The 22,020-nt window shown below is 68.6% G+C and carries 19 protein-coding genes; 8 read left to right on the top strand and 11 right to left on the bottom strand.

Annotation, left to right across the window (positions count from 1 at the left end; all coding sequences use genetic code 11):
• Positions 1 to 4 precede the first annotated feature (4 nt).
• Genes EV138_RS36660 through EV138_RS36650 form a run of 3 tightly spaced genes read right to left on the bottom strand, consistent with a single transcriptional unit; the run spans position 5 to position 4,218 of the window.
• The gene (locus EV138_RS36660; protein ID WP_133985357.1) at positions 5 to 655 is read right to left on the bottom strand and encodes a maleylpyruvate isomerase family mycothiol-dependent enzyme; all 651 of its coding nucleotides are present in this window, start codon (positions 653 to 655) and stop codon (positions 5 to 7) included.
• Positions 639 to 3,833 carry a caspase family protein gene (locus EV138_RS36655; RefSeq protein ID WP_133985355.1) on the bottom strand — a complete coding sequence of 1,065 codons (3,195 nt, stop codon included), beginning with the start codon at positions 3,831 to 3,833 and terminating at the stop codon, positions 639 to 641. Before EV138_RS36655 ends, EV138_RS36660 begins: the two co-directional genes overlap by 17 nt.
• Before the next feature lies 1 nt (position 3,834).
• Positions 3,835 to 4,218, bottom strand: coding sequence for a hypothetical protein (locus EV138_RS36650; RefSeq protein WP_133985353.1), 384 nt, complete (start codon positions 4,216 to 4,218; stop codon positions 3,835 to 3,837).
• Positions 4,219 to 4,376: 158 nt separating this feature from the next.
• Between EV138_RS36650 and EV138_RS36645 the strand changes: the two genes are divergently transcribed.
• Together EV138_RS36645 and EV138_RS36640 are read left to right on the top strand one after the other, a co-directional pair.
• Positions 4,377 to 4,571 (top strand): NfeD C-terminal domain-containing protein, encoded by a 195-nt coding sequence (locus EV138_RS36645; protein ID WP_133985351.1) that lies wholly within the window; start codon positions 4,377 to 4,379, stop codon positions 4,569 to 4,571.
• A 37-nt stretch (positions 4,572 to 4,608) separates the two neighbouring features.
• Complete coding sequence (locus tag EV138_RS36640) at positions 4,609 to 5,952, top strand: flotillin family protein (RefSeq protein ID WP_133985349.1); 1,344 nt, start codon at positions 4,609 to 4,611, stop codon at positions 5,950 to 5,952.
• Positions 5,953 to 6,010: 58 nt separating this feature from the next.
• Here EV138_RS36640 and EV138_RS36635 read toward each other — a convergent pair whose 3' ends face one another.
• The 8 genes from EV138_RS36635 to ffh all read right to left on the bottom strand — a co-directional run bounded on the left by EV138_RS36635 (position 6,011) and on the right by ffh (position 16,564).
• Complete coding sequence (locus tag EV138_RS36635; protein WP_133985347.1) at positions 6,011 to 7,141, bottom strand: S1 family peptidase; 1,131 nt, start codon at positions 7,139 to 7,141, stop codon at positions 6,011 to 6,013.
• A gap of 159 nt (positions 7,142 to 7,300) precedes the next feature.
• A complete protein-coding gene (locus EV138_RS36630) occupies positions 7,301 to 7,939 on the bottom strand; it encodes a response regulator (protein ID WP_133985345.1) in 639 nt (212 codons plus the stop codon).
• Positions 7,930 to 9,162: a sensor histidine kinase gene (locus EV138_RS36625; RefSeq protein ID WP_133985343.1), complete on the bottom strand. Its 1,233-nt coding sequence runs from the start codon at positions 9,160 to 9,162 to the stop codon at positions 7,930 to 7,932. Before EV138_RS36625 ends, EV138_RS36630 begins: the two co-directional genes overlap by 10 nt.
• Before the next feature lie 171 nt (positions 9,163 to 9,333).
• On the bottom strand, positions 9,334 to 10,710 hold the full coding sequence (locus EV138_RS36620) for an N-acetylmuramoyl-L-alanine amidase (protein ID WP_133985341.1): 1,377 nt from the start codon (positions 10,708 to 10,710) through the stop codon (positions 9,334 to 9,336).
• 121 nt (positions 10,711 to 10,831) lie between these two features.
• Positions 10,832 to 11,911, bottom strand: a complete 1,080-nt coding sequence (locus EV138_RS36615; RefSeq protein WP_133985339.1) for an amidohydrolase family protein — start codon at positions 11,909 to 11,911, stop codon at positions 10,832 to 10,834.
• Between the two features lie 25 nt (positions 11,912 to 11,936).
• The gene (locus EV138_RS36610; protein ID WP_238158613.1) at positions 11,937 to 13,073 is read right to left on the bottom strand and encodes a lytic transglycosylase domain-containing protein; all 1,137 of its coding nucleotides are present in this window, start codon (positions 13,071 to 13,073) and stop codon (positions 11,937 to 11,939) included.
• 359 nt (positions 13,074 to 13,432) lie between these two features.
• Positions 13,433 to 14,830 (bottom strand): lytic transglycosylase domain-containing protein, encoded by a 1,398-nt coding sequence (locus EV138_RS36605; RefSeq protein WP_133985335.1) that lies wholly within the window; start codon positions 14,828 to 14,830, stop codon positions 13,433 to 13,435.
• A 183-nt stretch (positions 14,831 to 15,013) separates the two neighbouring features.
• Positions 15,014 to 16,564, bottom strand: coding sequence for a signal recognition particle protein (ffh, locus tag EV138_RS36600; RefSeq protein ID WP_133985333.1), 1,551 nt, complete (start codon positions 16,562 to 16,564; stop codon positions 15,014 to 15,016).
• A gap of 175 nt (positions 16,565 to 16,739) precedes the next feature.
• Here ffh and EV138_RS36595 point away from each other — a divergent pair, with 175 nt between their 5' ends.
• From EV138_RS36595 to EV138_RS36570, 6 genes are all read left to right on the top strand, one after another.
• On the top strand, positions 16,740 to 17,180 hold the full coding sequence (locus EV138_RS36595; protein WP_133985331.1) for a hypothetical protein: 441 nt from the start codon (positions 16,740 to 16,742) through the stop codon (positions 17,178 to 17,180).
• A 3-nt stretch (positions 17,181 to 17,183) separates the two neighbouring features.
• Positions 17,184 to 18,419 (top strand): hypothetical protein, encoded by a 1,236-nt coding sequence (locus tag EV138_RS36590; protein WP_133985329.1) that lies wholly within the window; start codon positions 17,184 to 17,186, stop codon positions 18,417 to 18,419.
• Positions 18,420 to 18,518: 99 nt separating this feature from the next.
• Positions 18,519 to 18,962, top strand: a complete 444-nt coding sequence (locus EV138_RS36585) for a hypothetical protein (protein ID WP_133985327.1) — start codon at positions 18,519 to 18,521, stop codon at positions 18,960 to 18,962.
• 3 nt (positions 18,963 to 18,965) lie between these two features.
• Entirely contained in the window at positions 18,966 to 20,273 is a 1,308-nt protein-coding gene (locus tag EV138_RS36580; protein ID WP_133985325.1) for a hypothetical protein, read from the top strand.
• 102 nt (positions 20,274 to 20,375) lie between these two features.
• Positions 20,376 to 20,816 (top strand): hypothetical protein, encoded by a 441-nt coding sequence (locus EV138_RS36575; RefSeq protein WP_133985323.1) that lies wholly within the window; start codon positions 20,376 to 20,378, stop codon positions 20,814 to 20,816.
• Positions 20,817 to 20,819: 3 nt separating this feature from the next.
• On the top strand, positions 20,820 to 21,866 hold the full coding sequence (locus EV138_RS36570) for a hypothetical protein (RefSeq protein ID WP_133985321.1): 1,047 nt from the start codon (positions 20,820 to 20,822) through the stop codon (positions 21,864 to 21,866).
• Positions 21,867 to 22,020: the final 154 nt, after the last annotated feature.

Below are 22,020 nucleotides of genomic sequence, written 5' to 3'. Positions count from 1 at the left end.
CTCGTCAGCCTTTCGGCAGCGTGGCATAGAGCTGGTCGGCACCAGGGCCGGTCAGCTCGCTCCGCCCGACCCGGCGGCCGTTGAGAACCCGCAGTACGGCGCTCCCGCTCGCGCTCACCCGCGCGCCTTCGCCGTACGACCAGTCGTAGTCCTCGGCAACCAGTTCCAGGCCCCGAAGCCGCTTCCGGGCACTCCCGCCGACCGAGATCGTCATCGGCCACTTCGTGGTGACCGAGAAGTCGGCCACCGGGCCGAAGACCTCCGCCGGAACCGTCCGGGGCTTGCCCAACGGGACCCTGATGTCGAGCGTGTGGATCACGGTGTCCACCAGCGTGGCGATCTCGGGGACGATGGCAGGCTTGGTGCCCGCGGCGGCGTTGGCGCGCAACTGTCGAACGATCTCGGCCGGACCGCGCTCGGCCCACTTCTTCGACAGCTCCGCGCTGGCCTTGTCGACCCGCAAGCCGTACCGCAGGATGCCTCCGAGCATTTCGCGCCCTGGGGCCACCGGCGCGAAGCTGAGATGCGCGGCAACGTCTTGCACCCGCCATTCGTCGCACAGCGACGGCGTAGCCCACTCCTCGGCAGTGAGCGTCTCCAGGAAGTCGGCCAGCGCCACTCGCTCGCTTTTGATCAGCTCAGCTAGTTCCCCCATGAGCCGAGTGTCCCACTCGCCGGATGCCCAGGACCAGAGCCGCGAACAGGAGCAGGTGGCCCAGGAGCATTGCTGTGAAGTAGGCGCGGGCGGTGTCCACGCCTATCGGGTAGAGGGCGGCTGCCGCCAGCAGTAGCAGGTAGGAGGCGGCCGCGCCGACCACCAAGGGGTTGCGGGCCGTAGCGCTGACGGCCAGGACCAGTGCGGCGGCGACGGCCGGCAGTAGTAGGGCGAGACCATTGGTGTACGTCGCGGCGGAGGGTCCGCTCTCGGCCGGTACCAACTGGATCACCAGCAGGGCGACGAAGCCGGCCGCGATGACAGCGGTGGTCACCGGATCACGGGGTCGATCCAGCTCGGTGGTCCGGATGCCTGAACCGGTCAGCACGACGAGCAGCATCAGACCGACGATCAGCAGTGAGATGGACCAGGTGTAGACGGTGTTGCCGTAGGAGATCCGGCCGCCGAGAATGACGACCCCTGCGGTAGCGAACAGCACAGTGGCCCCGACCGCAACACCGGTGGAGTAGAGCCCGAGACGACCACGCCGCCAGGCGAGTGCCGCTCCGAGGAGGGCAACCACCGACGCCAGCAGTGTGCCGTCGGCTACGTGCCGGTAGAGGTCGGGCGAGCCGTACCCCGAGTTGTACCAAAGCCGCTGCGCGTCATCTAGACCAGCGAGATTCACCAGCGCGAGCAGTGCCGCTCCGACGCCGACCGCAACTGTTGTCAGCCACGGTCGCCGACGCCCGCGCAGTACGGCAGGAGCCGCAGCCAGTACTGCGTGCTGTGGCGGGCGCCGGGCGGCTACGACCACGCCGGCGATCACCAGCGCCTCTCCTACGCAAGTGACCAGGAATGCCGGCGCGGAATCACCTTCTGTCAGAGCTGGGATGGCGGAGATCGCGCCCAAGGAGCAGTAGGTCACTGCGGTCGCAGTGAGCAGGACACGTGCTGTGGTGTCTGTGGCGGCCAGAGCCAGCCAGGCGATAGCGACAACGACGAGTGGCTCCAACGCGGCCAACTTGGTGACGTCGATGAAGGAGATGCCGTCGGGATGCTGGATGGTCGTCTGCAGGAGCAACATGATGCCGCCGGCAACTACCAGTGCCGCGCCGACGACATGCACCGGCCAGAGCTGCCGGCGGAGAGGCCGGCGGGTGGCGAGGACGACGACTGCCATCGCGGCTGCCAGCGCGCCGGTGGCGACCCAGACGCCGACTTCCTCGCCGGCCATGTCGCTGGCCAGAATCATCAGGCTCCGCTGAGCGAGGCTCACCGCGCAGCCGAGGACGATGCCGAGAGCAACCGGCGTCCAGCGTCTCGAGGCGCGGAGGGTCAGCGCGGCGACCAGCGCGAAGACGGCGGAGAGGATCTCCGAGCCGGACCAGGTGCGATAGATCCGCCAGCCGGTATTCGACTCGTCGGTCCAGACCTTCCGCGACTCCGCCTGCCCCGGCCAGTTCATGAAGATCAGCATCAGCGCGCCGACCGCCAGCAAGCCCACCACCCACCAGGAAACCATCGGTGGTGGCGTTTCGGACTGCTCAACGGATACGGCCGGCGGGGTAGCAGAGGAGGCAGGCTTTGGCGCCGCCGGCTCGGGGACGGTCACCGGACCGGCGACTGACTCCGGCTCCGCGGCGGGAGTCCGCTCGGGGACGGTGACAGGCGAGGCGGACACACCAGCAGCCGCTGACGCCACGGCAGTCGCCGGCTCCGGCTCGGATGCAAGCTCGGCGACGGCCTCGGGCTCGGCGACGGTCTCGGACTCGGCGACGGCTTCGGACTCGGCGACGGCTGCAGGCTCGGCGACGGCCTCGGTCTCGGGCCCGGCGACGGTCTCGGGCCCGGCGACGGTCTCGGGCCCGGCGACGGTCTCGGGCTCGGCGACGGTTGCAGGCTTGGCGTCGGCGGTGGGTTGGGGTGCGGTGGCGTGGAGGGTGATGGGGATGGTGCGTTCGCCGGTGGGGCCGGTGACCGTGATGGTGGCTTCGTGGTTGCCGGGGGTGGGTGGGGTGGCGGTGATGCGGACGGTCGGGCCGACCTGTTCCACTCGGAGCCACAGTGTGGTTGTCGTGACGCTCGCGGTCAGCGCGATCGGCGGGCCGGTCAACTGGAGTTCTGCCTCGGCGGTTTCACCGGACCGCGTGGTGAGGTCGAGCTCGGCGGGCGTTGTAGAAGGTACGGCGTCCGCGATGCCGCGGCGGGCGGCTTGGGAGACCTTGCGGCTGTCGTCGTCGACGAGTTGGTGCAGCGCTTGCCAGGCGGCGTACGCCTGACCGAGGTCTGTTTCCTGCAAGCGCTCCCGGAGATAGTCGGCGACACCGAACCTTGCTGCAGGCAAGGGACTCTCCATCGCCTGCAACAGCTCGGGTGCCAGCGGTGTAGGCGTGATCCGGCGGACCCGGCTGCGGGCGATCAGTAGCTCGCCCTGCGCGCCGAAGGTCCACATCTGCGGGTTCTGGTTCGGCGTCACCCGATGGACCCGATCGGTGACGAAACCGACCAGCTCGGTCAGGCCGACCCAGCCGTCGCCGTCGCGATCGGCCTCGCCGGTGGTCAGACCGTCCACCACCGCACTCGTGAATACCGACGGCGAAGGCTTCGACGCGTCCGTCGCGAGTTGCCCGCCTTCGAAGGCGTACTCCATCGCACTCGACGCCGTCACGATCACCCGTCCGCGGCCTCCGCCGACACCTTCCTGCCCGGCGAAGGCGTCTCGTACCTGGGCCTCACCGGCCGCACGCACCACCATGCCGCGCGGAAAAGCGCCGCCGTAGCAACAGTCGAGGAACAGCGCGATCCGCTGCGCGCGGCTGTCCGCCATCTGCCGGTTCACGAAGTCGGCGGCGACCGCGGTCGACGCCAGCCGGGTGGGCCTGGTGTCCGCCACCGCCAGGAACAACTCCCCGGCCGCGTTCTTCAAGCCATGGCCCGAGAAGTGCAGCAGGAGCAGGTCCTCCGGCGCCCGGTCGGCGAAGAAGTCCTCGACGGCCAGCCGGATCGCCTGCGCCGACTCGTTCTGCAGGACGGTGACCTCGAAGCCGCCGACCGACGGGTCGCCGAGCGCGTCGGCCAGTGCGGCCGCGTCCTGGGCAGGCGCCACCAGGCGGCGGAGCCCCGGATCGGCGTACTCGTCGTTGGCTATGACGAGCGCGACTCGCGTGCCGTCCATCTCATGCGTCCGTCCCCGAGTGCTTCTTCACCCAGGCGTCCACGAGTTGCTGCTGGATCTCGTCGCTGGCGCCGGTCAGCTCGATCACGTCGCCGTCGATCGCAAGCTTGACCGTCCGCCCACCGCCCGATCTGCGCAACCAGTCGCGTACCACCGCGACGACCGCGCCGACCACCTGCAGCCCCGGTTGCAGCGAAACGGTCAGTACGCCGGCGAGCGCCGCCAACGCGGATCGCGAGCCCTCCGGAGCGTCCCCCTCGGCGTACGGCTCGACCGATCGGACGTTGAGTGCCAGCAACTCCTGGCGCAGCATCAACGCCAGCTCTTCGAGCCTCGCGTCGTCGGACCCCTCTTCGACCACGCCGACGCGAACCTCTGCGTCCATAGCCCCTCCCCCATCCCAGGCCGTCATTTCACAGCATGCGCTCGTGCTACGCCGATCACAAGGCGTGACACCGGATCGCCGTGCGGCCTCAGGTCAGGCGGCCGGCGCCACTAGGCTGCAGGAACTGAAGTGGTCGCGAGTGCGTCGGAGGGGACGTCATGGTCGGGAAGCGAGGACGCGTGATCGGGCGGGTCGGGCCGGGGATCGTCGGCGAAGTGATGTTGCCGGTCCGTGGTGCCACCGAGGCCTTCTACGCTTACCCGGCAACCGACGAGGTGATCGAGGTCGGTACGCCGATCGTCGTGGTGGAGTTCGATCCGCCGCGGACGGTCTACGTCGCCCGCGCCGTCTGATCCACTCGCCTTCACTTTTCGCAGCCCTGGAGGGGCAATGCTCTGGACGTACCTGATCGCCGGCGCCGTCGCGCTGGTGGTCCTGCTGATCCTGTTCCGGATGGTCTGGCGGGTGGCCGAGCCGAACGAGGCCCTGATCATCTCCGGCCTCGGCGCGCACGCGAGCTCCGAGCAGGTCAACGACACGCTCGGCTTCAAGATCGTCGTCGGCCGTGGTACCGCGGTCCTGCCCGGCTTCCAGACCGTACGCCGGTTGCCGCTCGACATCCGCGCGACGCCGCTGACCGTCACCTGTGTGTCCAGCCAGGGCATCCCGCTGCACATCAAGGGCGTCACGGCGTACAAGGTCGGTGACGACTTCGGGTCGATCGCGAACGCGGCCCGGCGGTTCCTGGAGCAGAGCGACGAGCAGGTGATGAGCACGATCCACGAGCTGTTCGCGGGTCACCTGCGCGCGATCGTCGGTTCCACCACGGTCGAGGAGATGCTGCACGACCGGGAGACGCTGACCACCAACATCCGCGGCTCGCTGGCCGGCGACATGGAGAAGCTCGGCCTGGTGGTGGACTCGCTGCAGATCCAGGAGATCGACGACGAGTCCGGCTACATCCGCAACCTGGGTCGCCCGCAGGCCGCGGCTGTCGAGGCGCAGGCCCGGATCGCCCAGGCCGAGCGCGACCAGGAGGCGACCGAGCGCGAGCAGGTCGCCGCCGCGGCGAAGGCCGCCGCAGTACGGCAGAGCTCGATCGCGCAGGCCGGCTACCAGGCCGAGGTCGACCAGGCGAACTCGAAGGCGTCGCAGTCCGGCCCGCTGGCCGAGGCGCTGGCCCGCCAGGAAGTTGTCGTCGCGGAGACGGAAACCGCGAAGCTGAACGCGTCGCTGGCCGAGAAGCAGCTGGAGTCGACGGTGCTGAAGCCGGCCGATGCCGAGGCGTACAAGCAGCGCACGCTGGCCGCGGCCGCGCGTGACGCGCAGATCGCGGCCGCCGAGGCGCAGGCCCGCGAGGTCACCCTGCGCGGTGAGGCGCAGGCGAAGGCGACCGAGCTGAACGGTAAGGCCGAGGCGCTCGCCGTACAGGCCAAGGCGATGGCCGAGGCGGCCGGTATCAAGGCGCGGGCCGAGGCGCTGGCCACCAACACCGATGCGGTCGTCGCGCAGCAGTTGGCGGAGGCGTACCCGGAGATCGTCCGGGCGGCCGCGAGCTCGTTCGAGAAGGTCGGCAACATGGTCGTGCTGAACGGTGCCCAGGGCATCGAGGACACCTTGGTGAAGACCATCACGATGGGCGGCTCCGGCTTCGCGCTGGCCAAGCAGCTGATCGAGTCCCTGTCCACCAAGGACCAGCCCACCCTGGAACCGGTCCAGGACGAAACCGCCTGATCTCACCACCTTGGACAGCCGGGCCCGCCGCATGGCAGGCCCGGCTGTTTCCATGTGTTCAGGCGGTGTGCAGTGTCAGCCCGTAGGTGCTGAGGATTTCGTTGACCGGCTGGAACCAGGTCTCGCCTCCGCTGCTGCAGTTGCCCCAGCCGCCGGAGGTGACACCCTGCGCCTGGTCACCGGTGATGAACGAGCCGCCGGAATCACCGGGCTCGGCGCAAACACTGGTCTTTGTCGCGCCGTAGAACAGCTGGCCGTTGCCGTAGTTCACCGTCTCGTTCATGGCCAGCACCTGGCCGCAGTGCCAGTGACTGGTCGAGCCGCTGCGGCAGACCGACGTACCGATCGGGGCGACCCAGGAGCCGCGGACCAGTTGGTCGCTGACCTGTCCCCAGCCGAGGACGACCGGTACGGTCCACCAGCCGCTGTCGATCGAGACCCAGGAGTAGTCGTTGCCGGGGAACGACGAGCCCCGGAAGACGCCCTGCGCCGAACCGTCCCAGCCGAACGTCCTGGCACCTACACCAGGAGAACAGTGCCCGGCCGAGACGAACCCGCCGTACACGGAGAAGCCGATGGAGCACCGGACATTGCCCGTGTAGTAGGGATCTCCACCGACCGTGCCTGCCGCGAAGGTCCGCGGCGCCTGGGCCGCGACCTCCCGAACCGTGACGGGCCCAGCCTTGGAGACCTTGGCAACAAACGCATCGACAGCCGCAGAACGCTTACCTGCTTGGACATTCACCACCACACTGCCTGTGCGCGGGTCAGCCGACCAGCCACTCACTGCAGCCGGCACAGCCTTGCCGGCGAGCTTGTCCACTGCAGCCTTGCGCTGATCGAGCTGCTTGGCAGTGATCGGTACTGCGGCGACGTCGGCACCAGTAGCTCGTACTGCGGCCGCGGTGACCGGGTTGGTCAGGCCGACGACCAGTTTCTGCTTGGCACTGTCGTACCAGACACCGCCGAAGGCGGCTCCGGCAGCGCGCTGGGCGGTCGGGACCAGCTTGGTGGCAGCGGACTCCACCTTGAGCCGGTCCTTCACCTGCTGCTCGGTCAGACCGAGGTCTTTCTGCATGGCCAGCGCCTGGCTCGGCACAGCCAACGGCTGGTCGGGACCGGCCGCGACGGCCTGGCTTGGTACGGCTACCACGCTCGCGACGAGCACGGTGGCGACTAGAACTTTCATCAGGACTCTCCTCACCTAAGGGGCGGATCGGTGCGGTGAGAGCGCTCTCGCACCCGAGAGTGGCCTAGTGAGCACGAGCAGTCAAGACCTGATGACCTTCGTTGTCATCGGCACGGGAATGGCAACCGCTATCCCCGCCTGTCTGCTGTCCGCAAGCGGTCAGAGACCCAGGTGAGCCAGGACGGCAAGAACGCGGCGGTGACCGGAGTCGGTCGGCGGCAGGTCGAGCTTGAGGAACACGTTGCCGACGTGTTTGTGCACGGCCCCCTCGCTGATCACCAGCCGCTCGGCGATCGCGGTGTTGCCCAGTCCCTCGGCCATCAGCGCGAGTACTTCGCGTTCGCGCGGCGTCAGTCGTTCCAGCGGGTCGGTCCGCTTCACCATGAGCTGGCTGACCACTTCGGGATCGAGCACGGTCCCACCGGCAGCGACCCGGCGTACGGCTTCGAGGAACTCGTCGACCCGCGAGACCCGGTCCTTCAGCAGATATCCGACGCCTTCGCTCCCGGCCGCCAGGAGTTCAGCGGCGTACACCTCCTCGACGTACTGCGAGAAGACGAGCACGGGCAACCCCGGCCGCACCCGGCGCGCCTCGATCGCGGCCCGCAGGCCCTCGTCGGTGAAGGTGGGCGGCAGCCGTACGTCGACCACGGTCATCTGCGGATCGTGCTCGGCGACCGCCTTGGCGAACTCGTCGGCGTCCCCCGCCACGGCGACGACCTCGAACCCGGAGTTGTTCAGCAGCAGACCGAGTCCCTCGGCGAGGATCGGGTTGTCCTCCAGGATCACTACCCGCACGGGAGGATCACCTCGACCGTCGTCGGCCCGCCGATCGGGCTCTGCAGCTCCATGCGTCCGTCGATCGCTTCCACCCGGTGCACCATGCCATGCAGGCCACTCCCCCGGCCCAGCAGGTCCTGCTTCTCGTTGACCCGGGCCCCTCCGATGCCGTCGTCTGTGATCGCCAGGTAGAGCTCGTGCCCGCGGCGCTCGAGCAGTACGTCGACATGGCCGGCTGCCGAGTGCTTGCTGACGTTGGTGAGTGACTCGGCAACCACGAAGTACGCCGCGGCTTCGACCGGCGCCGGGACGCTCCCGAGCTCACCGAGCCGCAGTTCGACCGGGATGGGGCACCGTGCGCACAGGGCCGACACAGCACCGGCCAGACCGCGGTCGGCGAGAATCGGCGGGTACATGCTCCGCAGTACGCCGCGCAGCTCGGTCATGGCCTGCTCTGCACCGTCCCTGGCGTCGTCGAGGATCTGAGCCGCCTTCTCCGGGTCGTTGGCCATCGTCTGCTTGGCTACACCGATCCGGAGCGCCAGCGAGACGAGCTGTGCCTGCGTACCGTCGTGCAGGTCGCGCTCGATCCGGCGCAGCTCGGCACCGTGGGAATCGACAGCGCCTGCACGGGTCCTGGTGAGCTCCTCGACGCGCTGCGAGAGCCGCGCGGTCTCCAGCTCTGTGGCAGTCGGTGCCAGCAGGTTGCGAGTCGCATGGGCATGTCCACGCGCTACAGCGGGTGCAACCCAGCCCAGGAGGTAGAGACCCAGCAGGATCTGCGCCGGGCCGAGCACCAGAGCCTTCCACAAGCTGTCGATGCCTACTCCCAGCAGGCTGAACTGTCCCGAGTCCAGCGGCCACAGCACCATGGTCACCACTGCGGCGGGTGCGGCCATGATCGCCATCACCGCGAGGATCAGCTCCGGGATCGCCACCACCGCCAACAGCAGGATTCGGAGGCTGCGGATGAAGGTCTTGTCCTTGAACAACGCGACTACGTCGCCCGGCTTGCGCGGTGCGGCCAGGGGCAGCGACGGTTCTTCCGGCAGTTCGAGGTACCGGCCTGCGCGGTACACCTCGCTGTTGGCGAGCCGGACCAGTCCGCCGGTGACACCGGGGATCGCCCAGCCCAGCAGGGTGCTGATCGGGATGGCCGCGAGCAGAGTGATGCCCTTGAGGTACCTGATGATCAGGTAGAGGCTGGCTGGGCCACCGCGGGTCAGGATCTTCGAGAGCATTGCCTTGGCCTTCCGTTGTCGTCAGTAACGATCCTGAAGCAACGGGCAGGCGCAGTCGGTACAGCAGGCTCTACTCTTCGCCCGGGCATCTGCTGTAAGGCTACCGAGCAGCAGCGGGCCGGGGGCCACCGCGAAAGGCCCCCGGCCCCGCTGGTCCGGTTGGTGCAGCGTCTAGCAGACCGGGACGCCTGGCAGCTTGGGGTTGGGGTCCTGGATGTAGATGTTGCTCATGTAGCCGCCCTGGTCACGCAGCTTGGCCCACCAGTTGTTGCTGGTGCCTTCGGCGTTCACCGTGTCGCCCTGCTTCTGGCAGGTGACGAACACCTGGGTCGGGCCGGGCAGCGTGGTGATGATCGAGGCGGTCAGCTTCGCATCCGAGCGGACCCGGACACCGCTGCCGTAGGTGGTGAAGTTGTACTGCGGCGGGTTGCCGCCGTTGACCAGCTGCATGTAGTAGGTCCAGTTCCAGTTCGGACCCGGGTCGGTGTGATCGTTGTTGGGCATCTCGCTGTGGCCCTTGATGTGCGCCCGGTCCTTGGGGATGCCGCGCCGCTCGGCGATGTTCTTGGTCAGCGCGGCCGACGACCGGTACATCGCGTCGGTGAACCAGGACGGCTGGTCCACAAAGCCTTCGTGCTCGATGCCGATCGTGTACGGGTTCTCGGTGCGCACGTGCCAGGCGGTGTCCTTCTCGGCCACCATCTGGGTGATCTGCCCGTCGCTGGAGCGGATCACGTAGTGCGCGCTCACCTGGGCCGCGGGGTCCTTGAACCAGCTGATCGTGCCGGCGTACGAGCCCTGGGTGACGTGGATGACGATCGTGGTGATGGCTGCCGTCCGGCCGGCCCGGTAGTTGCAGGTGCAGGCCGGGTTCCAGATGGCGCCCGGGTAGTCGGCCGCCTGGAGCGACGCCGGCGTACGGGTGCCGAGTGGTGCCACGTTCGCGTAGCGGCCGCGGTCGGGCGTCACCGGTTTCGCGGCCAACGTGACTCCTGCTGCGCCGACGCCCTGGCCGATGATCCGGTAGACCTCGTCGGTGTAGAGACGGGCCGTCGGGGCGTCAGCCGAGTGCGGGTACTGCGCGACGACCTCGTACCACTTGGCGACGTCCTTGCGGGCGGCTCCTTGGAGGCCGGCCTTGTCGGCGTACGAGTCCAGGACCGCGGCGGCGCCCTGGATGTTGGCGGCAGCGTCCTTGGCGAGCTTGTCGGCCGGCAGACCGGTCAGCTTCTTCGCCTCGGCCATCGTGGGGTTGGTGGGATTGTCGGCCAGGTGCATCACGCCGAAGCCGTTGTCCTGGCTCGGCAGGCCGTCGTGGCCGTCCAGGTGCGACTCGGCGTAGCCGATGCCGACCAGGATCGCGCGCGGTACGTCGTACTGGGCGGATGCGCTCTGGAAAGCCTTGGCGAGTTCACCGGGCACGACCGAGCCGGCGGGCTCGGGGGCCGGCGCGGCGGTGCTCGGCAGCGTTCCGCTGAACGCGATCGCACTGGCGGCCGCGACGGCCACTCCGGCGATCAATCTGGGCAGTGGGGCGGTCTTACCCATCGGGATCGTTCCTTCCCTTGCGGCGTCCCAACCGAGGGGCGTCGGCGGGTGCCAGCCACGCTAGGGCAATATCTTCCGTAAAAGCCAGTGCTTACGTGAATTTTTCCCGTACGCCGGGCGATCAGCAGACTCTCCCTCGCAACACGATGAGCCGCGGATGCTCCAGTACGGCGGGGTTCGCGCGCGGGTCCTCGTCGTAGACGACCAGGTCGGCCGGATTCCCAGGGACCAGCGTGCCGGGCACGCCGAGCCATTCGCGGGCCGCCCAGGACCCGGCGGCCAGCGCCTGCTCGCCGGACATTCCGATCGTCGTGAGCGCCTGGATCTCGGCGGCCACCAACCCATGACCCAGTACGCCACCGGCGTCGGTCCCTGCATACACGGGGATCCCGGCCTCGACTGCCGAGCGAAGGGTGTCGAGACGCCGGTCGTAGAGGTCGCGCATGTGACCGGCGTACGCCGGGAACTTGCCGGCCGCCTGGTCGGCGTACTCGGGGAAGTTCTCCAGCTGGATCATCGTCGGTACGACGGCGACGCCGGCCGCCGCCATCTGGTCGATCATGTCGGGGAGCAGCCCGGTGCCGTGCTCGATGCAATCGATGCCGGCGGCCAGCAAGTCGGGCAGGGCATGCTCGCCGAAGACGTGCGCGGTGACGCGGGCGTCGAGCTCGTGGGCCCGGGCGATGGCGGCGTTCAGCGCCCCGGCCGGCCAGCAGGGGGTGAGGTCGCCGGCGTCGCGGTCGATCCAGTCGCCGACCAGCTTGACCCAGCCGTCGCCCTTGAGCGCTTCCTGTTCGACGTACGCGACCAGTTCCTCCGGCTCGATCTCCCAGCCGTAGTTGCGGATGTACCGCTTCGACCGGGCGATGTGGCGGCCGGCCCGGATGATCTTGGGCAGATCCTCGCGATCGTCGATCCAGCGGGTGTCCGCGGCCGAGCCGGCGTCGCGGACCAGCAGCGCGCCGGCGTCGCGGTCGGCGTACGCCTGCCGCTCCTGGGTGTCGCGGTCGACGGCGCCGTGCTGGTCGAGGCCGATGTGACAGTGCGCGTCCACGAGGCCGGGCACGATCCAGCCGCCGCTGCTCACGGTCGTCACGTCGGCAGTGGCGGGCCGGTCGACGACCAGCCCGCCACTGAGGTGGATCTCCTGCTGCTCACCGGCCGGCAGGACCGTGCCGGTGAGCCTGATGACGTCGGACATACCGCCGACGGTAACGGCAGACGTGTCAGCCGTGCGAGCCGCTGCCCTGTGTGCAGGGCGTCGGGTTCGGATCGGTCCCGCACGGCGAACCGCTGGGCGTGTCCGTCGGCGTCGGGGTCGGCGTATCGGTCGGAGTCGGGGTCGGGGTGTCGGTCGGCGTCGGCGTCGGCGTGGTCGGCGGCTTCGTCGGCTCGTCCGTCGGCGTGTGCGTCGGCTTGGTCGGGCGAGCGGTCGGCGTGTCGATCGGAGCCGGGATCGACGGCTTGCCGGTCGGCCTCGCCGTCGGCTTCTGCGTGGTGCCCGGCTTGGGGTCGTCCGGCACGTCCGGCACCTGCCGCGGGTCGACCTTGCGATCGGCGTTACCGGTCGCCTTCGGCGTCGAGAGGTTGCCCTTGGCATTCGGCACCAGGACCGCGCTCTTGCTGTAGACCCGCATCCAGCGCAGCACGGTGGCCACGAAGTCCTTGGAGTGCTGGTAGCGCAGCAGGGCGGAGACCAGGTCCATCGGGCGCTTCAGGTCGTCGCCCTCGGAGCACAGGTAGACCGCGACGGTGGTGACCGCGTCGTACACGTTGTTCGGGTTGCGGAAGCCGTCACCGTTGCCGTCGGCCCCGAACTCGGTCCACACGCCCGGGATGATCTGCATCGGGCCGACCGCGCGGTCCCACACCTTGTCGCTGTCGTAGCGACCCTTGTCGGTGTCGGTGATCCGGCCGGTGCCGCCCTTGCCGTTCAGCACCGGGCCGAGGACCTTGCCGCGGGTGGTGCCGGCCACGTCGACCCGGCCGCCGCTGGCGTGGTTCGACTCGACCTTGCCGATCCCGGCCAGCAGCGGCCAGGTGAGACCGCAGTTGGGCCGGACCACGGCGAGATTCGCGGTGGCGCGGCGGTACGCGGGGAAGACCCCGCGGGGGATGCCGTTGACGGCACCGGGCCGGCCGGGCCGGACCACGGACGAGCCGTCGGTCGCCCCCTGGACGGGCACGTCGGCACGGGCGGGCTTGTCAGATCCGATCCGGCCGTCCACTCCGGGACGTTGCGGGACGATCATCGTCAGTTCGTCGAATTCACCGCTGTTCAGTCCGGCCCCAGGCGATGGGGCGACCGGGCTGTCCGCCACGAAGTCGCCGGCGGCACCGGCACCCCCCGAGGCGACTGTCACGATGGCCCCGACCAGGAGCGGGGCCGTGCACAGTGAAGCGATGATGATTTTGACCCGACGGTTACCACTACGGGTTAGGCGCATGATTCCCCCAACGACCCACGCGCCAGAAAGTTACCGAAGAGCGACGGAAAGTTACCTGAGCGGATAGCTCTCGGCTCGAACGACCCTTGATTGAGGCGGAAAAGGGCCTTCCGGGGGCCGAGGGCAACCGATCGGCCCTTGGGCTGGATCTTACGTTGCCGGACCGCCTGCGTACGCCGTACGGGCTCTGGGCCAGTCTGCTCGTGTCAGCGACTGGTCGGCATCCGGGCCGACGGCGCCTGTCCGGGCTGGTCAGTCCGGGCCGACGGCACCTGTCAGGGGCTGGTCGGTGTGTCGCCCGGGGTCGAGTTGTTGCTCGCGGCGTCGGAGGTCGTCGCGGCCGGCTGGGAGACCGGCGTACAGGTCGGCGTCTCGGTCGGGGCCTGCGTGGGAGCGCCTGCCTCGCACTGTGGCAGCGGCGTCGGGGTCGGCGTGTCCGTCGGGGTCGTCGTCGGCGGAGTCGTGGGAGGCGTCGTCGGCGGGGTGCTGGGCGGCGTGGTCGGGGGCGTCGACGGCTCGGTCGGGGTCGGCGTCGGCCGCGGGGTCGGCGAGACGGTCCACGGCGGCGTCGGCGTCGGCGTGGTCGGCCGGGTGGTCGTCGGCAACGTCTGGGTCGGCGTCACCGTCGGGGTCACGGTGGGGTGCGCCGTCGTCGGCGTGGTGGCCGGCTGGGTCGCGTGCGTGGCCGGCTTGGTCGTGGCGGGCTGGGTCGTCGCCGGCCTCGTCGTGGTCGGGTCCGACGTGGTGTCGTGGTCACCGGGCACGTGGGTCGGGTCGGAATCGCGCTGCACGTTGCCGTCGTCACCGATCGTCGGATCGATCACGCCGTCGCCGTCCGGCAGAGTTGTCGTGGACTTGCTGTACGTCTGCATCCAGCGCAGCACCGTGTTCACGTAGTCCATCGAGTGGTTGTACCGGAGTACGGCCTGGACCAGGCCCTGCGGAGTGCTCAGGTCGGAACCGTTCGAGCAGAGATAGCCCGCGGCGGCCCGGGACGCGTCGAACACGTTGTGCGGGTCCTTGACCCCGTCGCCGTTGCCGTCGGCGCCGAAGGCGTTCCAGCTACCGGGGATGAACTGCATCGGGCCGACCGCGCGATCCCAGCTGGTGTTCCCGTCGTACCGGCCCTGGTCGGTGTCGGCGATGGCCGCCATCCCGGGGCCGCCGTCGAGCACCGGGCCGAGGATCTTGCCGCGGGTGTTGCCGGCCGCGTCGACCCGGCCGCCACTGGCGTGCGAGGACTCGACCTTGCCGATACCGGCCAGCAGTGGCCAGGTGATGTGGCAGTTGGGCTGGGCGAGGGCGAGGTCGTTGGCCGCCTTCTGGTACGCCGCGAGCACGGTGCCCGGGATGCCAGAGGCGTCACCGATGACACCGGGCAGAACCGGCTGCTTGTTGTCGATCGCCCCCGTGATCGGGACGTCGATCGAGGACCGCTTCTCCGTGCCGACCCCGCCGTCGGCGCCGGGCTGGGCCGGTACGTCGTTGAGCAGGTCGTCGAAGACCGAGTCCTGCCGGGGCAGGCTGAGCGCGTGCGAATCGACCACGAACGAGTTCGACGGCACGCCGCCGGCGACGAAGACGGCCACCATCGCGGCAGGCGGGGCCAGGCAGATCCACGTGGCGGTCAACTTGCCGCGCCACGTGTCCAGATTCTTGAACTGCTGCCTCATCCGAACCGTCCCCCGGGTTCTGCAGTCTGTCGTTGCTTCGGGCGTAGTCACGATCTTAGCCGTCGGTGCGGTTCCGGCAACCGTCCACGACCGGGCGCGAGTTCATGACCGAGCGAGGACTTGTGCCCGGCGCGTGATCCGTGATAGCGGCCTCAGCCGACCACGGTACGTAGTACTGAACGGCTATTTTCCGCCGAGCATGTTCTTCAGCTCGTCGGGCAACTCGAAGCCGTCGGCGCCGGCGCCGCCACCGAAGGCCGCCGGGAGCTGACCGGGCTGCGGAGCGGCCGGCTCGGCCTGGTTCGCGCGCTTGGCCGGGTTGCCGGAGCCGCGCTTGGCCTTGCCCTTCTTGGCCTGCTGCTTCGCCTTCTTGCCGCCCATGCCCGGCATCCCGGGCATTCCCGGCATCCCTGGCATGCCCTTGCCGGACGCCATCGCGGACATCATCTTGCGGGCCTCGAAGAACCGCTCGACCAGGCCGCTGACGGTGGCGACCTCGGTCCCCGAACCCTTCGCGATCCGGGCCCGGCGGGAACCGTTGATGATGTTCGGGTCGTTGCGCTCGGCCGGGGTCATCGAGTGGATGACGGCCTCGATCCGGTCGATCTCGCGCTCGTCGAAGTTCTCCAGCTGGTCCTTGAACTGGGCCGCGCCGGGCAGCATGCCGAAGATCTTGGTCAGCGGGCCCATCTTGCGGACCGACTGCATCTGGGCGAGGAAGTCGTCCAGGGTGAAGTCCTTACCGCCGCGCTTCTGCAGCTTGGCGGCGGTCTTGGCGGCCTCCTCGGCGTCGAACGACTTCTCCGCCTGCTCGATCAGGCTCATCACGTCGCCCATGCCGAGGATGCGCGACGCCATCCGGTCGGGGTGGAAGACGTCGAAGTCCTCGAGCTTCTCGCCGTTGCTGGCGAACATCACCTGCCGGCCGGTGACCTGCGCGATCGACAGCGCCGCACCACCGCGCGCGTCACCGTCGAGCTTGGACAGCACCACGCCGTCGAAGCCGACGCCGTCGAGGAAGGCCTGCGCGGTGGTGACCGCGTCCTGGCCGATCATCGCGTCGACGACGAACAGGATCTCGTCCGGCGTCACCGCGTCGCGGATGTCCGCGGCCTGCTTCATCAGCTCCTCGTCGACACCGAGGCGGCCGGCCGTGTCGACGATGACCACGGAGTACTGCTTGGTCCTCGCCTCGTCCATCGCCTGCCGCGCGACCTGCACCGGGTTGCCGACGCCGTTGCCCGGTTCGGGCGCATACACCGGTACGCCGGCGCGCTCGCCGACGACCTGGAGCTGGGTGACCGCGTTCGGCCGCTGCAGGTCGGCCGCGACCAGCATCGGCGTCTGGTGCTTGCTCTCCTTCAGCCACTTCGCGAGCTTGCCGGCCAGGGTGGTCTTACCCGCACCCTGCAGACCGGCCAGCATGATCACCGTCGGCGGCCGCTTGGCCATCCGCAGCTCACGGGTCTCGCCACCGAGGATGGTGACGAGCTCCTCGTTGACGATCTTGATGACCTGCTGCGCCGGGTTCAGCCCGCCGCGCACCTCGGCCCCGCTGGCCCGCTCCTTGACCGCGGCGATGAAGTCCTTCACCACCGGCAGCGCGACATCGGCCTCCAGCAGCGCGATCCGGATCTCCCGCGCGGTCGCGTCGATATCGGCGTCGGTCAGCTTGCCCTTGCCGCGCAGATTCTTGAACGCGGCAGAAAGGCGATCAGAAAGCGTGTCGAACACGAGGCCACAATCCATTTCTTCCGATGGAACACACCGCCACCCCAAACCCCAGGCAACTCGACGAGTCTACCGGCCACCCCGACCCCTCAGCCCTGTGGATAGCTCCGTCCGGGGACACGGCAGGTCGGTAAAGTCTGCTGAACCACCACCTGGCAGGCCGAAGCGGAAGGCGTCGATGGACTTCAACGAGTTCAACCGGCAGTACAAACTGTCCCGCGCAAGCCTGATCGCAGGCGACACCACAGACCTCGACGCAGTACAGACCCACCTCCGCACCCTGGCCGCCGCCCTCACCGGAAACGACCAAGAGGTCGCCCACAAACTCATCCACCGCCTCCCAGCCACCGTGGCCGCGGCCCAAGCCCCTCCCCCACCCCCCTCGCCAGAAATGCTCGAGGCCCGGCGGATCGTCAACGAGGGGAAATTCGACGAAGGCACCCGCGAGGAGCGTCTCGCCGCGCTGGCCGAAGCCCGTCGGAGGATCTGGGAGCTTGCCGACCGTGGGACCGCGGACAGCGTGCAGATCCGCAGTCTCAGCCGTGGGTTGGAGACCAGCGAGGACATCCTGGAAGAGGGCCTGCCCTGGGATCCGCCGCCGGACAACCGCGGCAGCTGATCGATGGCGGGCAATGAGGGAATGACCCGGATCGATCCGGGATCACCGGTCTATCAAGAGGTGGCCCGGCTGTACCGGATCGCGCAGGAGATGCGTCCTGGCGGTCAGGACCTCTGGAACGGCGAGCTCTACTCCCGTACCGATGACAAGCTGGGCGGCCTCTCACCGGACAAGACCCTGCGCCTGCACCAGGACCTCGTTCTCGACCACCTGACCGGCGGGGAACCTAGCCACGATCCAGACCGGCAGGCGCAAGCGCTGGCAACCGTGCTGCACGAATCTCTGCACGCCCGAGTCGAGAAGGACGCCCCACAGGAGCCGAACGCGGTACGTGCGCTCGAGTCGATCGGGTTGGACGAGGGACTCACCGAAGTCGCCACGATGGAGGACTACGACGCGTTCGTCCAGCAGGCCGGCTACGACGATGCAGAGAAGGCGACCCCCGCGTACGCCGGCGCCGTACATGCCACCGGCGAATTGCTGGATCGCGCCACCTCGTCCGACGCCGAGCGCACCGAGCTCCTGAACAAAGCTGTCGACCAGCCGGTGGCGATGCGCTTCGACACCATCGCCGACAGCATCGTGCGCAACGAACTGGCCGACTCTGTCCCACCGGACGCCGAACACCAACAGGCAGCCCGCGCCCACCTCGTCAACCAGATGTCCGTCGAAGAGTGGGCCGCAGTACACAAACGCGACGGCCTCGGTCCAACGACCGCCAGTCTCACCAACGAGGGTCTGGACAACGGCGTAGCCCAGATCCGCGAGCACTACCAGAACACCCCCGACGAGCCGTACCCCGCCCAAGCCCCGAACGCCGCGGCCGAGGTCGCCGCCGACACCGGCCACCAACAAGAACAACAACGCACCGCCCCCACCCCCGGCCGCGACCAACCCGTCGACCTCACCAAACTCCCACCCCCGGACGCCACCACCCGACTCCCCAACCACACCACCCCCGGCACGACACCTCAGCCCATCCCCGCCGCTCCCGAACCCTCTTCCCCGCAAACCATCCAGCCGGAGGCTCAACCGAACCCCCAACCTGCTGCCCAGGCCACCGGCCAAAACGGCGACCCCATGCGCTTCCTCAACAACCAGGCCCCCGCAGCCCACGCCACCCGCACCACCCCATCCCTCGGCGACGGCTCCCGAGGTGCAGGTGCTCCGGCAGGTCCTTCCATCAGCCGCACCACCCCGGCCCGTACCCCCACCCCAGACCGAGGCGGCCGAGACTGACCTCGAAACGGGCCTGTGGACAAGCCCGACAGTTTGCAACTGCCGCCCGATAAAGTCGGCCCGAATCACCATCCAACAGGCCGAAGCGGAGAGGCGCCGATGGACTTCAACGAGTTCCAACGCCAGTACAAGCTGTCCCGCGCCAGCCTGATCGCAGGCGACACCACGGACATCAACGGCGTACAAACACACCTCCGCCACCTCGCCGGCGACCTGACCGACACCGAACTGGCCGCCGCCACCAAACTGATCAACGGCCTCCCGGCCCTGATCGCAAACCTCCAAGAGGACGACGCCAAGCGCTCCCCCGAGATGCGCGAAGCCCTGCGCATCATCGCGGAAGGCCGATTCGACGACGGCACCGTCGACGAGCGATCGGCGGCCCTCGCGGACGTCCGGAAACGGATCTGGGCGATCGCCGACCGAGCCGGCGCGGACAGTAGCCAGATCCGCAACCTGACCCGGGGCCTGGAGTCCGACGAGCGAGCCCTGGAACTGGGACCACCCTGGTCGGATCCCCGTCCGGACAACCGCGGCGGCTGAGTCGTGGCGGACGGGGAAGGGCGTCGGATCGATCCGGAATCGCCGGTCTACCGCGAGGTAGCCCGGTTGTACGGGATCGCCCAGGAAGTGCGTCCTGGCGGCCGGGACCGCTGGAACGGCGAGCTCGAATCCCGCAGCGACGGCCTGCACGGCGGGCTGACGAACGACGGAACTCTCCGGCTGAGCGAGGATCTCGTTCTCAAACACCTGACGGGTGGAGAGCGCAGCGACGATCCCGCACGACAGGGCGATGCACTGGCCACGGTGCTCCATGAGTCCCTCCACGCACGGGTCGAGATGGACGCCGCGGACCAGCCCAACGCCGTACGGGCGAAGCAGTCCATCGCGCTGGACGAAGGACTCACCGAACTGGCCACGATGAACGACTACGAGGAGTTCGTCCGACAGGCCGGCTACGAACACGCTGAGAAGCAGGAGCCGAAGTACCCCGGCGCCGTCGAAGCAACATCCGGGTTACTGGACCGGGCCACGTCGTCCGAAGCCGAGCGCACCGAACTGATCAACAAGGCTCTTGATCAGCCGGTGGCGATGCGCTGGGACAGCATTGCCGACAGCATCGTGCGCAAAGAACTCGGCGATACCGTCCCGCCGGACGCGGCCCATCAGCAGGCTGCTCGGGCCCACGTCATCGGCGAGATCGCCGGTGGTGGGTGGGCCTCGGTCCATCGTCGCAACGATCTCGGCTCGCTAGTCGCAGCAGACACCGACGTCGCCCTGGATCTCGCAGTCGCCGAACTCAAGACCCATTACGCCCAGAACCCGAGCGAGCCCTACCCCGCCCGAGTCTTCAACCCAGAAGCCACGCTGGCCACAGAGGCGGCCCATACGGACGAACAACAGCGCGCAGGCACCACCTCTGCCCGCGACCAGACCGTCGGCCTGGCCGATTTCCCTCCCCCGGACGCGGCCACTCGAATAGCCGACGTGTCCGCCCAGTCCGGTACTCCGAACAGCCAACCGGGCGCACTCGAAAGCGACCAGCGCGCACCGGCGGAGCACTCCGCGATCACTCAGCCTGCCCCAGCCTTCGGCGGCCGAGAGGGGCAGGCCGGTACTGCGCCGCCTGCGCACGCCGGGCGCGGCGCAGGCGCGCAAGGCGATTCTCGTGGGGCGGACCAGCAGGGTGATCCCATGCGTTTCCTCAACAATCAGGCACCTGCCGCGCAGGCCACCCACGCAACGCCCTCCCTGGGCGACGGCTCGCGGGATGCTGGTGCCCCTGGTGGTCCTTCGGTCAATCGGCCAACCCCGAGCCGCACTCCCACCCCCGACCGGGGCAGTCGGGACTGACTCGCAGTACGGGCTGAAGGCTCCTGTGGATAACCGCCGACTCCGCGGTACTTCGCTCGATATCGTTGCGGGTAGTGGAGGAAGTAGTCACTTGGAGGGCTTGTGCCGCTGGATATTGCTGAGTTCAACGACGCCTTCTATCGGGCTCGGGACAGGGTGCGGGCCGAGGAGGGGATCGATGTCGCCGCGGTGCAGGCGGAGCTTCGTTCGCTGATTCCGAACGATGCGTCCGACCACGATCGGGCGTGGACCACGGTTCTCATCGACGGTCTGGCCGAACCACCTGAGCCGCCTCGGGAGTGGAGCGAGTTCTATCACCAGGCGAGCGAGGTGCACGCTGCGGCGTACCGAGCGGACGGCAGCGTCGAGGAACAGATCGCGGCTCTGGAGAGGGCCCGCGAGACGATCTGGGACATCGCCGACCGGGCAGCCAAGGACGAAGCGCCACACATCCGCGCGATGACAAGAGTCCTGGAACACCTCGAGGACGAACTCCGCGACCCGACCTGGCCGCACGGTGATTCCGCCCCACCAACGACCTGAGCGATGGGCGATGATCGGCTCGTCCCCCGTGATTCTGCTGTATACCAAGAGTTCGCACGCCTTCACCAGGTGGCTCGTGGCATGCGGCCCACCGGAGTCGATCGGTGGAATCGGCAGCTCTACGCCACGGATACGAAACGCTGGGGTGGCTTCGATCCGAAGACCGGCAGCATCCGGCTGTCCGAAGACGGCGTACTACGACATCTCACCGGCTCGGTGTCGAAAGTCGACGCAGCCGAACAGGCACAGGCGTTGGCGACGGTTCTGCACGAACTCACGCACGCCGGTATGGAGACGGACGCGCCGAACGAGCCGAACGCCGTCCGAAGCCTCCATTCGCAGGGCGCGATGGAGGGCATCGCCGAACTGCGAGCGCTGAACGACTTCATACCTTTCTCAGTCAGCGCCGGCTACCCGGGTTTGAGACTCCCGGCGCCGCAACGCGCTGGTGCGTACGCGGCAATGGACAGTCTGGTCACGCAAGCCTCCGGGCCGGCCAAGGACAGGTATGCCTTGATCAGGGAGGCCGTTCACGGACCCGGTGTCATGCATTTCGATCAGTTGTCCGACGGGGTCGTGCGGAACCGCCTGGCAGAGGTGGTTCCCCACCGAACTGAAGATCAATTGGCGGTACGGGCCGCCTTGATCCAGACAATGACGCACGACCATTGGCCGACTCTGCCCGACGTCTCAGCGGGAACTGGAACAGCAGTCGCCGAGGACATTCGGCGCAGGCTCAACGCAAAGGTTGAGGAGATTCGTCATCACTACCAAGCCCATCCACGCCAGCCCTTCCCGGCCGACTTCCCCAACCAGCACGCCGTAAGCCTCGCCGCACAAAGCCAGCCAAGTCCCTCAGCACCAACCACCGCTGTGACTGAATCGAAGCAGCAGGAAGTGGCGACCATGCGGTTCCTCGATGGGCAGGCGCCCGCTGCGCACGCGACGCGGGTAGCGCCTTCGCTTGGAGATGGCTCTCGAGGTGCCGGAGCGCCTGGCGTGCCGCCGGTGGGCCGCGCTACCCCCGGCCTTGATCGCGGGGCGGATTGAGTTCTCGAGCACCTCGAAGGCGAACTGCGCAGCCTCACGTGGCCAACGGAAGATTTACACCGTCCGGGTAACTGACTCATGGGCGCCGGCGAACGACTGGTCGATCGTGAATCGCCGGTCTACCGCGAGTTCGCCTCTACCAGATAGCGCGAAG

Origin of the sequence: Kribbella voronezhensis (assembly GCF_004365175.1) — a bacterium.
Taxonomy (GTDB): Bacteria; Actinomycetota; Actinomycetes; order Propionibacteriales; family Kribbellaceae; genus Kribbella; species Kribbella voronezhensis.
The sequence above is the reverse complement of the archived record's forward strand: the minus strand, read 5'-3'. Positions and strand labels throughout refer to the sequence as shown.